Consider the following 14,575-nt stretch of genomic DNA (forward strand, 5'->3'; position numbering starts at 1 on the left):
CCGGCGAAGTGTTGTCCACAGGCCCGTCAGGGTCCACATCGAGAACCATGAGCCAAGGTCCCGACCATCAGCGCGACGTGATCGCCGAACTGGACTTCCACGTGGAAGCCGGTGTCGATCTCTGCCTTGACGAACGGCCGCACGACCGCTTCTCCGAAGTCGAGGAGACGTCACCCTGGCGCCCGGCACCGGCGCGGCACGGCTTGCCAACGCACGACCTGCCCCCCCTTGATCGTCCCTCACAAATCTCCGCCCCTCGGGAGCGGCCGCAGGCGGATCCCGTGCCCCCCCGTCGCGAATTGCCGCCGCGCGGCGAGGCGCTCGCCACATCGCCGGCACGAACTTACGGGCAATCCGCAGCGTCCAAACCCGGCGAAGCCGCGGGCGATGCGAGGGCGAGGGCGAGGGATGTCGCTACCCTCGAAGAGCTGGAAGCGCTGCTCGCCGATTTCGACGGATGCCCTCTGAAGTTCACCGCCAAGAACCTCGTCTTCGCCGACGGCAACCCGGCGTCGAAACTGATGTTCATCGGCGAGGCCCCTGGCGCCGACGAGGACCGCGTCGGCAAGCCGTTCATGGGCCGCTCGGGCCAGCTTCTCGACCGGATGATGGCGGCGATCGGCCTCGACCGGACGAAAGCCTACGTGACCAACATCGTGCCGTGGCGGCCGCCGGGAAACCGCAATCCGACCCCGCAGGAGGTGTCGATCTGCAAGCCGTTCATCGAACGCCAGATCGAACTCGCCGATCCGGATGTCATCGTCTGCCTCGGCAGCCCGGCGACGCAGGCGATCACCGGCACGAAGGACGGCATTCTGAAGGCGCGCGGACGGTTCTATCCCTATCGGGTGGGCGACCGGGAGGTGAAGGCGCTGGCCACCCTGCACCCGGCCTATCTCCTGCGTCAGCCCCTGCAGAAGCGCTTGGCCTGGCGCGATTTCCGCCTGTTGCGGGCGATACTGGACGGCAAGGCGTAGGGCGAAAGGCGTGGGCCAAGCGGAACCGTATCTTTCACCGCCGTATTAGTTCGGGCACACGAGGCTCAAGACAGAGATGCGTTGGGCGGCCGGGTTTGGGTTGAGTCCACGCCACGAAGGGTGACGAGATCATGCGCTGGGAAGATTTCCGCTCTTCGGACAATGTCGAGGACCGCCGGGGCGAGGGTGGCGGAGGCGGCGGCGGCTTTCCCGGCGGCGGTGCCGGTGGGCTCGGCATCGGCACGATCGTCATCCTCTGCATCATCGGCTGGGTCACCGGCATCAACCCCGCCATCCTGATCGGCGGCGCCGAGCAGATGAGCGGCGGCGGACAGCCGCGCCAGGAGCGGGTCGACCCGCAGACGCAGGCGCAACGCAACACCAAACCTACGGACGAAAGCGGACGCTTCGCGGCCGCGATTCTCGGCAACACCGAAGATGTGTGGAAGGAAATTCTGCCCAACCAGACCGGTAAGCAGTACCGCCCCACCGGCATGGTGCTCTACAAAGGCGGTACGCGCAGCGGCTGCGGCTCGGCGCAGGCGGCCATGGGGCCATTCTATTGCCCGCTCGACAAGAAGATTTACCTCGACACGTCGTTCTTCAAGGAGATGGAGCAGAAGTTCGGGGTGAAGGGCGATTTCGCCTATGCCTATGTCATCGCCCATGAGGTCGGCCACCACGTGCAGGACGAACTTGGCATCCTGGGCAAGGTTCAGGGTCGTCAACAAGCCGCATCCAGCAAGGTCGAGTCGAACCAGCTCTCCGTTCGCGTCGAGCTGATGGCCGATTGCCTGGCGGGCGTCTGGGCCAAGAACTCCAACGACAAGTACAACTCCCTGGAGCCGGGCGACATCGAGGAGGCCATGCAGGCGGCCAGCGCCATCGGCGACGACAAACTTCAGAAGCAGTCCCAGGGCTACGCCGTGCCGGATTCCTTCACGCACGGTTCGTCCGACCAGCGGATGCGGTGGTTCATGACAGGTTACAAGAGCGGCCAGACCAAGTCCTGCGACACTTTCAGGGCGGCCCGGAACTGACCCAGCGCCGGTAAAGCAACCAGACGCGGCATCGCGTCCCTCCCGACCGACTTCGGGCGAAGGCCATCGCGCGTCAGCCGGGGCGGTGTAGCACCCAAGGGGTGGCGGGATCGACCTGCCGCCCCATTCGCGGCTAGAACCGGTCGGTACCGCCGAGCCGAGAGCCGTCAGCCATGGTCGCCGCAGACAAGACCCGTAGCTTCATCCCGCTCTCCATCGCGGTGCTGACCGTCTCCGACACCCGTGTCGCCGAGGACGATCGTTCCGGCGACACGCTGTGCGAACGGCTCGTCGCGGCCGGGCATAGCCTCGCCGGCCGCGCCATCGTCCCCGACGAGGTCGTCGCGATCCGCGCTCAGGTGGAATCCTGGACGCGGGACCCGGCTGTCGACGTGGTGATCACCACGGGCGGCACGGGCTTCACCGGACGCGATGTGACACCCGAAGCGATCGAGCCGCTCTTCGAGAAGCGGATGGACGGATTCTCGGCGGTCTTCCACCGCATCTCCTACGACAAGATCGGGACGTCCACCCTGCAGTCACGAGCCACGGCGGGGCTCGCGAACGCCACCTTCGTGTTCGTCCTGCCCGGTTCACCGGGCGCGTGCCGCGATGCGTGGGACGGCATCCTCGCCGCGCAACTCGACTATCGACACCGGCCCTGCAACTTCGTCGAGATCATGCCGCGCCTGGACGAACACCTGCGGCGCGGCGCCTCGATCCCGGTCTGATTACCCTCGGTTCAGCCGCACGTTCACCCGCCGGGGATGCAGGCGGGTCGAGAAGACGGCGCTCGCGATGAGGCGGTCCCGGCGTACGAGGTCTCCGGCGCGCGGCGTGCGCACGCCGATGACGGACTCGCCCTGTGCCGCAAGGCGCGACGGCAATCCCGCATGGGGTCGGCGCAGGCGCCCGAGGACCATCTCCGGCCGGGCCGTCCCGATGAACCGATCGATGGTGCGGATCCAGCCCTCGGCCGGCACGTCACCGGCCTCGAGGCACAGGACCCATTCCCGCCGCGCGGCCCTCGCCCCCTCCGACCAGGGCGGCGTACCGCCCGAACGGACGACGAAGGTCGCGCCGGTGGCCTCGGCCACGGCATCGATTGCAGCATCATGGGCGGGGGCGATGATGACCGCGTCGCCGACGAGCCCGGCGGCAACGCCCTCGACGAGAGCCCCCAGAGTATCGGCGAGCTGGTCGACCGCATCGGGGCCGACCGGCATCGCTACATGGATCAGAGCCGAAATCATGCGCGCGCATACCGTATTTTCGGCCCGGAGAAAGCCGGATGGCGCCGAAACAACGACGAGAACCCGCGCCTCGCAGGCATAACCCGTCGATTGCTCTAAAAAAGGGCAGGGATGCCGTTCGTGTTCCTGATATGTTCGCGGCCCGAACGGAGGGGCATCGCGCGACGCGCCAGGCGTCCCTTCGTCGAAACGAATGGGGAGCAAGGCATGCGGCAGGATGGCAAGATCGATTACCTCGAGTTGCCGGGCGGCGACATCGACCGGGTGAAAGCCTTCTACGGGAACGCTTTCGGCTGGAGCTTCGTCGATTACGGCCCGCGCTATGCCGCCTTCGATGAGGGTCTCGATGGCGGGTTCGATGCCGACGCGGCGAAGGCGGTGCCCTTGCCCGTACTCTATGCGCAAGATCTCGAAGCGATGCAGGCACGGGTCGAGGCGGCGGGGGGCACGATCGTGGCGCCGATCTTCGCTTTTCCCGGCGGTCGCCGCTTCCATTTCAAGGACCCGGCGGGAACGGAACTGGCTGTGTGGTCCGAGCGGTGAAGGCCGCCGGGGACGAGGGTGACGAGGCGTTCGGCGCGCCCGACCGGCGGCTTGGGGGGAGCACCCTGTCGGCGGATGCGAGAAAGGGGCGTGGGGCCACGGCCAATCCCTGCGGTCGCTATGAACCGGCACGGCGGGAGGCCTTCGACGACGGTTGGGTTTCGGATGATGCCGCCCAGCGCCTGCGTACCGAAGACCGGCCCGAGCACGCACGCACCATCCTGACGCGGAACACGTCACCGGACCTTCCGTTCGATCGCTCGATCAATCCCTATCGCGGCTGCGAGCACGGATGCGTCTACTGTTTCGCCCGGCCCAACCACGCCTATGTCGGCTTGTCCCCCGGCCTCGATTTCGAGACGAAGCTGTTCCACAAAGCCAATGCGGCCGAGTTGCTGGAGCGTGAGCTTTCCGCGAAGGGCTACCTGCCGCAGACGATCGCCCTCGGGACGGCCACGGACCCGTATCAGCCGATCGAGCGAGACCATGGTATCACCCGCGCCGTGCTCGGCGTCTTGGCGCGCTTCCGCCATCCCGTGGGGATCGTCACGAAATCGAACCTCGTCGCCCGGGACATCGACATCCTGGCGCCAATGGCGGAGCTAGGCCTCGTCAAGGTTGCGATGTCGGTGACGACCCTCGACCCTGTCCTGGCCCGCCGGATGGAGCCGCGCGCTCCCCATCCCGACCGGCGCCTCGAAGCGATCCGTCAGCTCAGCCGCGCGGGCATCCCGGTCATGGTGATGATGGCTCCGGTCATTCCATCGCTGAACGACCACGAGATCGAAGCGGTACTGGAGCGGGCGCGGGAATGCGGTGCCGTCGAGGCGCGCCATGTCCTGCTGCGGCTGCCGCTCGAACTCGACGACCTCGTGAACGACTGGTTCGCCGAGCATTATCCGGGGCGCCGGCGGCACGTGATGTCGCTCGTGCGCGAGGCCCGTGGCGGCAAGGCCTACGATGCGACTTTCGGCCGGCGGATGACCGGCAGCGGGGCCTATGCCGATCTCATCGGCCAACGCATGCGGCTGGCAAAGCAACGCCTCGGCTACGCCGATGCGCGCATCTCCCTGCGCACGGATCTCTTCGATCCTACAGCGGCGTCCGGGGCACAGCTGCGCCTGTTGTGACAACAGAGGGCGAGGACGCGAAACGCTTGGTGAAGCTCACCCGGTGATGCGCGGAGCGGCCGAGGCTCGCCAAACCGGCGAGATGAGCCGCGGTGCCATAGCCGACATTGCGATCCCAGGCATAGGCCGGATGACGGCCGGCCAGAACCCGCATGAGATCGTCCCGCAAGGTCTTGGCGACGATGGAGGCCGCCGCGATCTGGGGCACCAGCCGATCGCCGCCGATCACCGCCCGGCACGGCAGGGACAGGCCGGGGATGGCATCGCGCCCATCCACGGCCACGGGCGCTTCGAGACCGAGCTTCTCCACCGCTCGCCGCATGGCGTCGAGGGTCGCCGCGCGGACGTTGATCCGGTCCACGAGCTGCCGTGACCCGGCCGCCACCGCCACCTCGGCATGTTCGCGAATGAGTGGCGTCAGGCGCTCGCGCGTCGCCCGGTCGAGCTTCTTGCTGTCGTCGAGGCAGGCCAGCACGGAGGCCGGGAACACGGCGGGATCGAACCAGACCGCCGCCACGACCACGGGGCCGCACAGCGCACCGCGCCCGACCTCGTCGCAGCCGATGAGAGCGGGGAGGGTGCTGGCGACGGGGTCGGCGAACGGTCTGGTCATCGGCCCGATGGATTACACTTCGGCCAAAGACGGGTCACCTTGCTTGGCGCCAGAAATGTGTGGGCGTGTGCCCCCAAGCGAAGAGGCCGGAAGGTCATCCCCACCGTCCCACGCTACACTGCCGGTGCCGTCCTGAACGCCCGGCGCTTCGGCGTGGGAAGGCCGGTGCCGTGAGCCAGCGAAATGTTGGTGAAGAACTGGCGCGCGCTCTCGCCCCAAGTGTAGCGCAGGGCCTCTGAGCGGCAGCGCTCGCGGGGGATCGACAGGGCGGCGAGCGCCGCCTCGCGCAGGTCGGGTCCGAGGATTCCGGCACCGGTTCCGCCGATGACGTCGAGGGGGCCTGTGACCGGATAGGCGGCCACGGGAACGCCGCAGGCGAGGGCTTCGAGCAGGACGATGCCGAACGTGTCGGTGAGGCTCGGGAACACGAAGACGTCCGCTGCCGCGTAGATGCGGGCGAGCGCCGCGCCGGTCAGGGTGCCGAGGAAGCGGGCCTTTGGATACAGGCCGGCGAGGCGTGCCCGGTCAGGGCCGTCTCCGACCACGATTTTGGTGCCCGGCAAGTCCAGATCGAGGAAGGCCGAGACGTTCTTCTCCACCGCCAGCCGGCCGACGAAGAGAAAGAACGGTCCGGACAATCCGACCAGGGCATCGGGCGGGACGTCATCCGGCCCGGCGGGGCGAAAGAGGTCCGTATCGACCCCCCGCGTCCAGCGCATCAGGTTGCCGAAGCCGCGAGAGGCGAGGTCACGCTCCAGGGAAGGGGTCGAGACCATCGTCCCGCTCGCGGCGCCATGGAAGCGCCGCAGCCAGGCGTAGCTCCAGCTTTCGGGGACGGGGGCGCGGGCGGCGAGGTACTCGGGAAAGCGCGTGTGATAGCTCGTGGTGAAAGGGCGGCCATGGGCGAGACAATAGCGCCGGGTCGCGTAGCCGACGGTCCCCTCGGTGGCCACATGGACATGGGTCGGGGCGAGATCCGACCATAGGCGCGCGACCTTGCCCTTGGTGGCATAGGACAGCCGAATCTCCGGGTATCCCGGAAGCGGCACCGAGGCGAAGTCCTGATGGGTCAGGAACACGGTCTCGAAGCCGAGCTCCTGGCCCGCCGCCGCCATGTTCTCGAGAGAGCGGACGACCCCGTTGACCTGCGGGTGCCACGCATCCGTGGCGATCAGCAGCCTCACGCGACCGCCCGCGCAGGACCGACGGCGACCGCGCTGCGCTCCGCTTCTTCCGCGGCGGCCCGCGCCCGCAACACGCTCGGGTAATGCAGCACCTCCATGGTGCCGTCGTAATGCTCGACGATGGCGGTGCAGGATTCCACCCAATCCCCGGTGTTCAGATAGGTCAGCCCGGCGATCTGCCGGTGCGCGGCATGGTGGATGTGTCCGCAGATGACGCCGTCTGCGCCCACGCGCTTGGCCTCCGCGCTGAGCAGCTCCTCGAACTTTCCGATGAAGTTGACGGCGTTCTTCACCTTCAGCTTCGCCCAGGCCGAGAGCGACCAATAGGCGAGGCCGAGGCGACGCCGGATCGTGTTCAGATGCGTGTTGATGAAGAGCGCGAACGTGTAGGCCCCGTCGCCCAGGAAGGCGATCCATTTGGCATGCCGCACGACCATGTCGAACTGGTCGCCATGGATGACGAGGTAGCGCTTGCCGTCCGCGGCGACGTGGATCCGGTCGTCCACCACCTCGATCCCGCCGAAGGTCATGCCGAGATAATCGCGCAGGAACTCGTCGTGGTTGCCGGGGATGTAGATCAGCGTCGAGCCCTTGCGCACTTTGCGCAGCAGTTTCTGCACCACGTCGTTGTGGCTCTGCGGCCAGAACCAGCCCGATTTGAGCTGCCAGCCGTCCACGATGTCGCCGACGAGGTAGATCTCGTCGGCGTCGTAATCCCGCAGGAATTCCAGCAGCAATCCTGCCTGACAGCCCTTCGTGCCCAGATGCATATCGGACAGGAAGAGCGTCCTCACGCGGATCGTCTTCTCTGTATCTTCGCCCACGACCCACTCCGAACGGCTTCGGTGCATTGAGCCAAACCGGATTCCCGTATCAGTTTGATGACGCGCGCCGTCTCGCCCCGTGGCTCGCCTCCCAACGCGACTACTTCAACCGCATCGCGCGGATGTTGCGCTGCGCGACAAATTTTTTGAGTGGCCGGGAAGTTTTTTGCGTTTTCCTTCGGGGGCGAACCCCGGCATAGTCCCGATCAAGGTGACCCACCGGATCGCGCTGGAAAGCGCGTGTCCGGAGCCCATGCGAGGCGAAATCAAGGTTGCCGACGAGGTGAGAAACGACGTCCAAGGCCTTGGGAGTGTGCGGTATTCGCGCGCCCCGGCCAACGGAGAGAGGCTTGATCCAGTCGAAGGCAGTCACGTCGAGCGCTCCGGAACTCGCAGTCATCGGTGATGGCACGAGGCGGGCCTCGCGCCTTCCGTCGGCGATCGTGGACCCTGCCTACTCCTCCAGACGGACGCGCGGCAGCCGGGCCTCCTGGCAGCGCCGCCGTTTCTTTCCCAAAGCTTAGGAACCGTCCCGGCTGCCCATCAGGCCGGATCGCGACCTCGGACCACCGTATTCGATCCCAGCGTCGCACGATGCGTGCGCGCGAACCGAAGAAGAACCGGAGACACAACATGGCGGCAACGAGACGGCCGGGTCGGAACCATCTGTTCGTTCCGGGCCCGACGAACATCCCCGACCGCGTCCAGCGGGCGATGATCGTTCCCTCCGAGGATCACCGTTCGGTGGATTTCCCGACGCTGACCAAGCCCCTGTTCGAAGAGACCAAGGCCGTGTTCGGCTCGACCGAGGGCACGATCTTCCTGTTCCCGGCCTCGGGTACCGGCATCTGGGAATCGGCGCTGACCAACACGTTGCATCGCGGCGACACGGTGCTGACCTCGCGCTTCGGCCAGTTCAGCCACCTGTGGATCGACATGGCCCAGCGCCTCGGCCTGAACGTGATCGTTCAGGAAGAAGAGTGGGGCACGGGTGCGAACCCGCAGCGGATCGAGGAGGCGCTGCGCGCCGACACGAACCACGAAATCAAGGCCGTCATGACGGTCCATAACGAGACCGCCACCGGCGTCACGAGCGACATCGGTGCCGTGCGCAAGGCGATCGACGCGGCCAGCCACCCGGCGCTTCTCTTCGTCGATGGCGTGTCCTCGATCGGCTCGCTGCCGTTCTACGCCGACGAGTGGAAGGTCGATTGCGCCATCGCCGGCTCGCAGAAGGGCCTGATGCTCCCCGCCGGCCTCGGCGTGATCTGCGTCAGCCAGAAGGCGCTCAAGGCCGCCGAGTCCTCGTCGGGCCCGAACGACCGTCTCGCGCATGTCTACTTCGACTGGGCCGACCATCAGAAGCAGAACGGCGCCGGCTACTTCCCCTACACCCCCGCCCTGCCGCTTCTCTACGGCCTGCGCGAGGCACTCGCCTGCCTGCGGGAAGAGGGTCTCGAGAACGTCTACCACCGCCATGCCGTACTCGCTGAGGCGACCCGCCAGGCCGTGGCGGCCTGGGGTCTCAAGACCTGCGCCAAGGAAGCCAAGTGGAACTCGGACACGGTGACCGCCATCCTCGTCCCCGAGGGTGTCGACGCCGCCGCGATCATCAAGCACGCCTTCGTGCGCTACAACCTCGCCCTCGGCGCGGGTCTGAGCCAGGTGGCCGGCAAGGTGTTCCGCATCGGCCACGTGGGTGACTTGAACGAGCTCTCGCTCCTCGGCGCCATCGCCGGCGCGGAAATGGCCATGCTCGACAACGGCGTGAAGGTGCAGCCGGGCTCCGGCGTCGCCGCCGCCTCCAGCTACCTGCGTGAGAACCCCCTCGCCAAGTCCTGATCGAAGCTGTTTCCCGGGGCCGGCATCTCGCCGGCCCCGGGGCATCGTCTATAGAAGCGTGTATCGCGTAACGTCGCGCTCGGCGCGGAACGTCGCTTGAGGGTTCCAATGGCGCACAAAATCGTCTTCCTCGATCGTGAATCCCTCGACGCCAAGGTGCGTGAGTTCAATTTCCCGCACGAATATACCGAGTACGACTCCACTTGGACGCCGGAGGAGATCGTCGAGCGCCTGAAGGGGGCCGAGATCGCGCTGATCAACAAGGTGCCCATGCGCGCCGAGACGTTGAAGCAGCTCCCCGACCTCAAGCTCATCGCCGTCGCCGCCACCGGCACCGATGTCGTCGACAAGGCCGTCGCTAAAGAACTCGGCATCACGGTCGTCAATATCCGCAACTACGCCTTCAACACCGTGCCCGAGCACGTGATCGGCCTGATGTTCGCCCTGCGGCGCGCCATCGTGCCCTACGCGAACTCCGTGCGCCGGGGCGATTGGGCGAAGTCCACCCAGTTCTGCTATTTCGATTATCCGATCCACGACATCGCCGGCTCGACGCTTGGCATTGTCGGCTATGGCGCGCTCGGCAAGTCCATCGCCAAGCGGGCGGAAGCGCTCGGCATGAAGGTCATCGCCTACGACGTGTTCCCGCAGGAAGGCCTCGTGGATTTCGAGACGATCCTGACCGAATCCGACGTCATCACCCTGCATGCGCCGCTGACGCCGGAGACCCGGAACATGATCGGCGCCGAGCAGCTGGCCAAGATGAAGAAGCACGCCATCCTGATCAACACGGCGCGTGGCGGCCTCGTCGACGAGGAGGCTCTCGCCGAGGCCCTGAAGGCCGGCACGATCGGCGGCGCCGGATTCGACGTTGTGATGACCGAGCCGCCCAAGAACGGCAACATCCTGTGCGAGCTCGACCTGCCCAACCTCATCGTCACGCCGCACGTGGCCTGGGCGAGCAAGGAGGCCATGCAGATCCTGGCCGACCAGCTCGTGGACAACGTCGAGGCCTATGTTGCGGGCAAGCCGCAGAACGTGGTGTGAGGATCGGGCTCCATACGTGGAGACCCGGCTCGGAGACGCAGACGTCCCTCGGGGGCCGTGGAGCGGAGCCCGAAATCCAAATCGCCGGGCGCTGATCGAGGCTGTGCCGACGGGGTGTTCGGATGACGGGCCGCCGACACTGCGGAATGTTGGAGCACACCATCGCGCGGCTCATCGCAGTCTCGCCAATCACACGATAACCGCGCAGCGACGCGGGCAGAGGAAACGACATGACGAAGAAGCTGCTGTTCCAATTCGATACCGATACCGTTCCGAGCGTGTTCGATGTGGTCGTCGGATATGACGGCGGGGCCGATCGCATCACCGGCTACGGCAACGTGACGCCCGACAATGTCGGCGCGCTGGTGGACGGCACGATTTACACCCGCGGCGGTTCCGAGAAGAAGTCCACGGCGATCTTCGTCGGCGGCGGCAGCATGGCGGCCGGCGAAGCGGTGTTCGAGGCCGTGAAGAAGCGTTTCTTCGGCCCCTTCCGCGTGTCGATCATGCTCGATTCGAACGGCTCGAACACCACCGCAGCCGCCGGCGTCGCGCTGGTTCAGAAGGCCGCCGGATCGCTCCAGGGCAAGAAGGCCGTCGTGCTCGCCGGCACCGGTCCGGTGGGCATGCGCTCGGCAGCGCTCCTTGCGCAGGAAGGCGCCACCGTCGTCCTCTGCGGTCGTTCGCTGGACAAGGCCCAGGCCGCCGCCGATTCCATCAACAAGCGCTTCAACGTTCAGATCAGCGCCGCCGCGACGCCGGACGCCGCCTCGCGCGCCGCCATCGTCAAGGGCCAGAACCTTGTTTTCTCGGCCGGCGCCATCGGCCTCGAGCTTCTTGCCGAAGCCGACTGGAAAGACGAGGCCAGCATCGAGTTCATCGCCGACTACAACGCCCAGCCGCCCCTCGGCTTCGGCGGCATCGACGCCATGGACAAGGGTAAGGAGCGCCACGGCAAGAAGGTGTTCGGCGCCCTCGGCATCGGCGGCCTGAAGCTGAAGCTGCACCGCGCCTGCGTCGGCCAGCTCTTCGACAGCGCCGAGAAGGTGTTCGACGCCGAGGAGATCTACGCCCTCGCCAAGACGATGGCCTGACCCATGAGCGAGAAGACGTCGCCCGCCAACGAAACCATCCAGAGCTTCCTCGACGGGCTTGCGAGCTCGGCCCCGACCCCCGGAGGCGGCGGAGCCGCCGCCATCTCCGGTGCCATGGGCGCCGCGCTCCTCAGCATGGTGTGCAACCTCACCATCGGGAAGAAGAAGTACGTCGAGGTCGAGGGTGAGCTGAAGGAGATCCTTGGCAAGTCCGAAGCGCTCCGGGCCGAACTCACCGGCATGATCGCCGACGATGTCGAGGCCTTCGACGCGGTGATGGGAGCCTACGGCCTGCCGAAGGGCACCGACGAGGAGAAGGCGGCCCGTGCCGCTAGAATCCAGGAGGCCCTCAAGGTCGCCACCGACGTGCCGCTCGCCTGCTGCCGCGCCTGCCGCGAGGTCATCGACCTCGCCGAGGCCGTGGCCGACAAGGGCAACCTCAACGTCATCTCCGATGCGGGGGTCGCGGTTCTCTCCGCTCATGCGGGTCTGCGCAGCGCAGCGCTCAACGTCTATGTCAACGCCAAGGGCCTGGACGATCGGGGATTTGCCGATGAGCGCCTGAAGCAACTCGAAGAGTTGCTTGGGCCAGCAGGACCATTGAACGAGAATATCTACGAGGTCGTGAAGGCCAAGGTGAACTAAGACCAACGACAGGCCGGCGAGAGCAAACTCAGCCGGCCTTTTCGTCTAAAAAATACATTCCGTCCGCCGTTAAAGGCGGAGTGAAAGAGAATGTAAAAAAATATTACAACAGAAGCTCTTTCCGTGAAGTGAAATTTACGAGAGTGTCTGTCCCAGGGAAAAACGCCGAGGAGAACGCACATGGACGTGCATGAGTATCAAGCCAAGGAGTTGCTCGCCGGATTCGGCGTCGCGGTTCCCAAAGGCGCGGTGGCCTTCAGCCCCGACCAGGCAGTCTACGCCGCCACCGAGCTCGGTGGCTCGTTCTGGGCGGTGAAGGCCCAGATCCATGCCGGCGCCCGTGGCAAAGCAGGCGGTATCAAGCTGTGCCGGACCTACAACGAGGTCCGCGATGCCGCCAAGGACCTCCTCGGCAAGCGTCTCGTCACCCTGCAGACCGGCCCCGAGGGCAAGCCTGTCCAGCGCGTCTATATCGAGACCGCCGACCCGTTCGAGCGCGAACTCTATCTCGGCTACGTCCTCGACCGTAAGGCCGAGCGCGTCCGCGTCATCGCCTCGCAGCGCGGCGGCATGGACATCGAAGAGATCGCTGCCAACGAGCCCGAGGCCCTGATCCAGGTCGTGGTCGAGCCGGCCGTCGGCCTGCAGCAGTTCCAGGCCCGCGAGATCGCGTTCCAGCTCGGCCTGAACATCAAGCAGGTCTCGGCGGCCGTGAAGACGATCATGAACGCCTACCGGGCGTTCCGCGATTGCGACGGCACCATGCTGGAGATCAACCCTCTCGTCGTCACCAAGGACGACCGCGTCCTGGCGCTCGACGCCAAGATGTCCTTCGACGACAATGCCATGTTCCGTCGGCGCAACATCGCCGACATGCACGATCCCTCGCAGGGCGACCCGCGCGAGGCCCAGGCCGCCGAGCACAATCTCAGCTATATCGGCCTCGACGGTGAGATCGGCTGCATCGTCAACGGCGCCGGCCTCGCCATGGCCACCATGGACATGATCAAGCACGCGGGCGGCGAGCCGGCGAACTTCCTCGATGTCGGCGGCGGCGCCAGCCCCGACCGTGTGGCGACGGCCTTCCGGCTCGTCCTCTCGGACCGCAACGTCAAGGCGATCCTCGTCAACATCTTCGCCGGCATCAACCGCTGCGACTGGGTCGCCCAGGGCGTGATCCAGGCGGCGAAGGAAGTGAAGATCGACGTGCCGCTCATCGTCCGGCTCGCCGGAACGAATGTCGAGGCGGGCAAAAAGATCCTGGCCGAGAGCGGCCTCGATCTCATCACCGCCGACAGCCTGTCGGATGCCGCCACCAAGGCCGTCGCCGCCTGCGACGCCGCCAAGCGCAACCACTGAGACGAGGGGAGGATACGTCATGAGCATTCTGATCGACGAGAAGACCCCGATCATCGTCCAGGGCATCACCGGCGATAAGGGTACGTTCCACGCCAAGGAGATGATCGAGTACGGCTCGAACATCGTCGGCGGCGTCACCCCGGGCAAGGGCGGCAAGACCCATCTCGGCGTGCCGGTGTTCAACACCGTCAAGGAGGCCGTCGAGGCCACCGGAGCCACCACCTCGATCACCTTCGTCGCCCCGCCCTTCGCGGCCGACGCGATCATGGAAGGGGCCGATGCCGGGCTCGCGCTGATCTGCTCGATCACCGACGGCATCCCGGCTCAGGACATGATGCGGGTGAAGCGGTATCTGCGCCGCTACCCCAAGGACAAGCGCACCATGGTGGTGGGCCCGAACTGCGCCGGCATCATCTCGCCCGGCAAGTCGATGCTCGGCATCATGCCCGGCCACATCTACCTCAAGGGCAATGTCGGCGTGATCTCGCGCTCGGGCACCCTCGGCTATGAGGCGGCGGCGCAGATGAAGGAAAAGGGCATCGGCATCACCACGTCGGTGGGTATCGGCGGCGACCCGATTAACGGGTCGTCCTTCCTCGACCATCTCGCCCTGTTCGAGCAGGACCCCGACACCAAGGCCGTGCTGATGATTGGCGAGATCGGTGGTCCGCAGGAGGCCGAGGCCTCGGCCTGGATCAAGGAGAACATGTCGAAGCCCGTCATCGGCTTCGTCGCCGGTCTCACCGCTCCGAAGGGCCGCCGCATGGGCCATGCCGGCGCCATCATCTCCGCCACCGGCGACAGTGCCGCCGAGAAGGCCGAGATCATGCGCTCCTATGGCCTGACCGTGGCCCCCAGCCCCGGCGATTTCGGCTCGACGGTCGAGCAGGTGATGCGCAAACTCGCCGCCTGAACGCGCAAACCCTCCCCCTCAGCGGGGGAGGGTGGTCGCGGCGCGACCGGGAGAGGGGCAGCGCCGCCCGGCCGCCGACGGACCCAACCACAGAAACCACCCCTTGATCGC

At 66.4% G+C, this 14,575-nt stretch carries 16 protein-coding genes; 11 read left to right on the forward strand and 5 right to left on the reverse strand.

Features of this window, described 5'->3' with window-relative positions; genetic code table 11:
• Positions 1 to 47 precede the first annotated feature (47 nt).
• From ASF08_RS13190 to moaB, 3 genes are all read left to right on the forward strand, one after another.
• Complete coding sequence (locus ASF08_RS13190) at positions 48 to 977, forward strand: uracil-DNA glycosylase (protein ID WP_056145984.1); 930 nt, start codon at positions 48 to 50, stop codon at positions 975 to 977.
• Positions 978 to 1,108: 131 nt separating this feature from the next.
• On the forward strand, positions 1,109 to 2,017 hold the full coding sequence (gene ypfJ, locus ASF08_RS13195; protein WP_018042387.1) for a KPN_02809 family neutral zinc metallopeptidase: 909 nt from the start codon (positions 1,109 to 1,111) through the stop codon (positions 2,015 to 2,017).
• A gap of 173 nt (positions 2,018 to 2,190) precedes the next feature.
• A complete protein-coding gene (gene moaB, locus ASF08_RS13200; RefSeq protein ID WP_018042388.1) occupies positions 2,191 to 2,748 on the forward strand; it encodes a molybdenum cofactor biosynthesis protein B in 558 nt (185 codons plus the stop codon).
• Here moaB and ASF08_RS13205 read toward each other — a convergent pair whose 3' ends face one another.
• Positions 2,749 to 3,270: a hypothetical protein gene (locus ASF08_RS13205; protein ID WP_018042389.1), complete on the reverse strand. Its 522-nt coding sequence runs from the start codon at positions 3,268 to 3,270 to the stop codon at positions 2,749 to 2,751.
• Positions 3,271 to 3,477: 207 nt separating this feature from the next.
• Between ASF08_RS13205 and ASF08_RS13210 the strand changes: the two genes are divergently transcribed.
• Positions 3,478 to 3,813: a VOC family protein gene (locus tag ASF08_RS13210; protein ID WP_056145987.1), complete on the forward strand. Its 336-nt coding sequence runs from the start codon at positions 3,478 to 3,480 to the stop codon at positions 3,811 to 3,813.
• Positions 3,810 to 4,943, forward strand: coding sequence for a PA0069 family radical SAM protein (locus ASF08_RS13215; protein ID WP_056146551.1), 1,134 nt, complete (start codon positions 3,810 to 3,812; stop codon positions 4,941 to 4,943). The genes ASF08_RS13210 and ASF08_RS13215 overlap by 4 nt, the downstream gene beginning before the upstream one ends.
• Here the strand turns inward: ASF08_RS13215 and ASF08_RS13220 are convergent.
• From ASF08_RS13220 to ASF08_RS24850, 4 genes are all read right to left on the reverse strand, one after another.
• On the reverse strand, positions 4,906 to 5,556 hold the full coding sequence (locus tag ASF08_RS13220) for a ribonuclease HII (RefSeq protein WP_056145990.1): 651 nt from the start codon (positions 5,554 to 5,556) through the stop codon (positions 4,906 to 4,908). The two genes, ASF08_RS13215 and ASF08_RS13220, sit on opposite strands and share 38 nt — an antisense overlap.
• Before the next feature lie 113 nt (positions 5,557 to 5,669).
• Positions 5,670 to 6,740: a glycosyltransferase family 4 protein gene (locus tag ASF08_RS13225; protein WP_056145993.1), complete on the reverse strand. Its 1,071-nt coding sequence runs from the start codon at positions 6,738 to 6,740 to the stop codon at positions 5,670 to 5,672.
• A complete protein-coding gene (locus tag ASF08_RS13230; protein WP_056146553.1) occupies positions 6,737 to 7,564 on the reverse strand; it encodes a UDP-2,3-diacylglucosamine diphosphatase in 828 nt (275 codons plus the stop codon). Before ASF08_RS13230 ends, ASF08_RS13225 begins: the two co-directional genes overlap by 4 nt.
• A 100-nt stretch (positions 7,565 to 7,664) precedes the next feature.
• On the reverse strand, positions 7,665 to 7,937 hold the full coding sequence (locus ASF08_RS24850) for a hypothetical protein (protein ID WP_156629583.1): 273 nt from the start codon (positions 7,935 to 7,937) through the stop codon (positions 7,665 to 7,667).
• 260 nt (positions 7,938 to 8,197) lie between these two features.
• Here ASF08_RS24850 and ASF08_RS13235 point away from each other — a divergent pair, with 260 nt between their 5' ends.
• The 6 genes from ASF08_RS13235 to sucD all read left to right on the forward strand — a co-directional run bounded on the left by ASF08_RS13235 (position 8,198) and on the right by sucD (position 14,464).
• Positions 8,198 to 9,406, forward strand: coding sequence for an aminotransferase class V-fold PLP-dependent enzyme (locus tag ASF08_RS13235; protein WP_056146556.1), 1,209 nt, complete (start codon positions 8,198 to 8,200; stop codon positions 9,404 to 9,406).
• Between the two features lie 108 nt (positions 9,407 to 9,514).
• A complete protein-coding gene (locus tag ASF08_RS13240) occupies positions 9,515 to 10,453 on the forward strand; it encodes a D-2-hydroxyacid dehydrogenase (RefSeq protein ID WP_018042396.1) in 939 nt (312 codons plus the stop codon).
• Between the two features lie 230 nt (positions 10,454 to 10,683).
• Positions 10,684 to 11,547, forward strand: coding sequence for an NADP-dependent methylenetetrahydromethanopterin/methylenetetrahydrofolate dehydrogenase (locus ASF08_RS13245; RefSeq protein WP_056145995.1), 864 nt, complete (start codon positions 10,684 to 10,686; stop codon positions 11,545 to 11,547).
• 3 nt (positions 11,548 to 11,550) lie between these two features.
• Positions 11,551 to 12,192, forward strand: coding sequence for a methenyltetrahydrofolate cyclohydrolase (gene fchA, locus ASF08_RS13250; RefSeq protein ID WP_056146000.1), 642 nt, complete (start codon positions 11,551 to 11,553; stop codon positions 12,190 to 12,192).
• 180 nt (positions 12,193 to 12,372) lie between these two features.
• Positions 12,373 to 13,551 (forward strand): malate--CoA ligase subunit beta, encoded by a 1,179-nt coding sequence (locus ASF08_RS13255; RefSeq protein ID WP_018042399.1) that lies wholly within the window; start codon positions 12,373 to 12,375, stop codon positions 13,549 to 13,551.
• A gap of 19 nt (positions 13,552 to 13,570) precedes the next feature.
• Entirely contained in the window at positions 13,571 to 14,464 is an 894-nt protein-coding gene (sucD, locus tag ASF08_RS13260) for a succinate--CoA ligase subunit alpha (RefSeq protein WP_018042400.1), read from the forward strand.
• The last annotated feature ends 111 nt before the right edge of the window (positions 14,465 to 14,575 follow it).

It is taken from the genome of Methylobacterium sp. Leaf85 (assembly GCF_001422125.1).
Lineage (GTDB): Bacteria > Pseudomonadota > Alphaproteobacteria > Rhizobiales > Beijerinckiaceae > Methylobacterium > Methylobacterium bullatum.

Coding starts and splice junctions, on each gene's coding strand:
- ASF08_RS13220 (WP_056145990.1), bottom strand. CDS start 5,556: ATGACCAGACCGTTCGCCGACCCCGTCGCCAGCACCCTCCCCGCTCTC.
- ASF08_RS13235 (WP_056146556.1), top strand. CDS start 8,198: ATGGCGGCAACGAGACGGCCGGGTCGGAACCATCTGTTCGTTCCGGGC.
- ASF08_RS13210 (WP_056145987.1), top strand. CDS start 3,478: ATGCGGCAGGATGGCAAGATCGATTACCTCGAGTTGCCGGGCGGCGAC.
- ASF08_RS13240 (WP_018042396.1), top strand. CDS start 9,515: ATGGCGCACAAAATCGTCTTCCTCGATCGTGAATCCCTCGACGCCAAG.
- sucD (WP_018042400.1), top strand. CDS start 13,571: ATGAGCATTCTGATCGACGAGAAGACCCCGATCATCGTCCAGGGCATC.
- ypfJ (WP_018042387.1), top strand. CDS start 1,109: ATGCGCTGGGAAGATTTCCGCTCTTCGGACAATGTCGAGGACCGCCGG.
- ASF08_RS13245 (WP_056145995.1), top strand. CDS start 10,684: ATGACGAAGAAGCTGCTGTTCCAATTCGATACCGATACCGTTCCGAGC.
- ASF08_RS13255 (WP_018042399.1), top strand. CDS start 12,373: ATGGACGTGCATGAGTATCAAGCCAAGGAGTTGCTCGCCGGATTCGGC.
- moaB (WP_018042388.1), top strand. CDS start 2,191: ATGGTCGCCGCAGACAAGACCCGTAGCTTCATCCCGCTCTCCATCGCG.
- ASF08_RS13205 (WP_018042389.1), bottom strand. CDS start 3,270: ATGATTTCGGCTCTGATCCATGTAGCGATGCCGGTCGGCCCCGATGCG.
- ASF08_RS13190 (WP_056145984.1), top strand. CDS start 48: ATGAGCCAAGGTCCCGACCATCAGCGCGACGTGATCGCCGAACTGGAC.
- fchA (WP_056146000.1), top strand. CDS start 11,551: ATGAGCGAGAAGACGTCGCCCGCCAACGAAACCATCCAGAGCTTCCTC.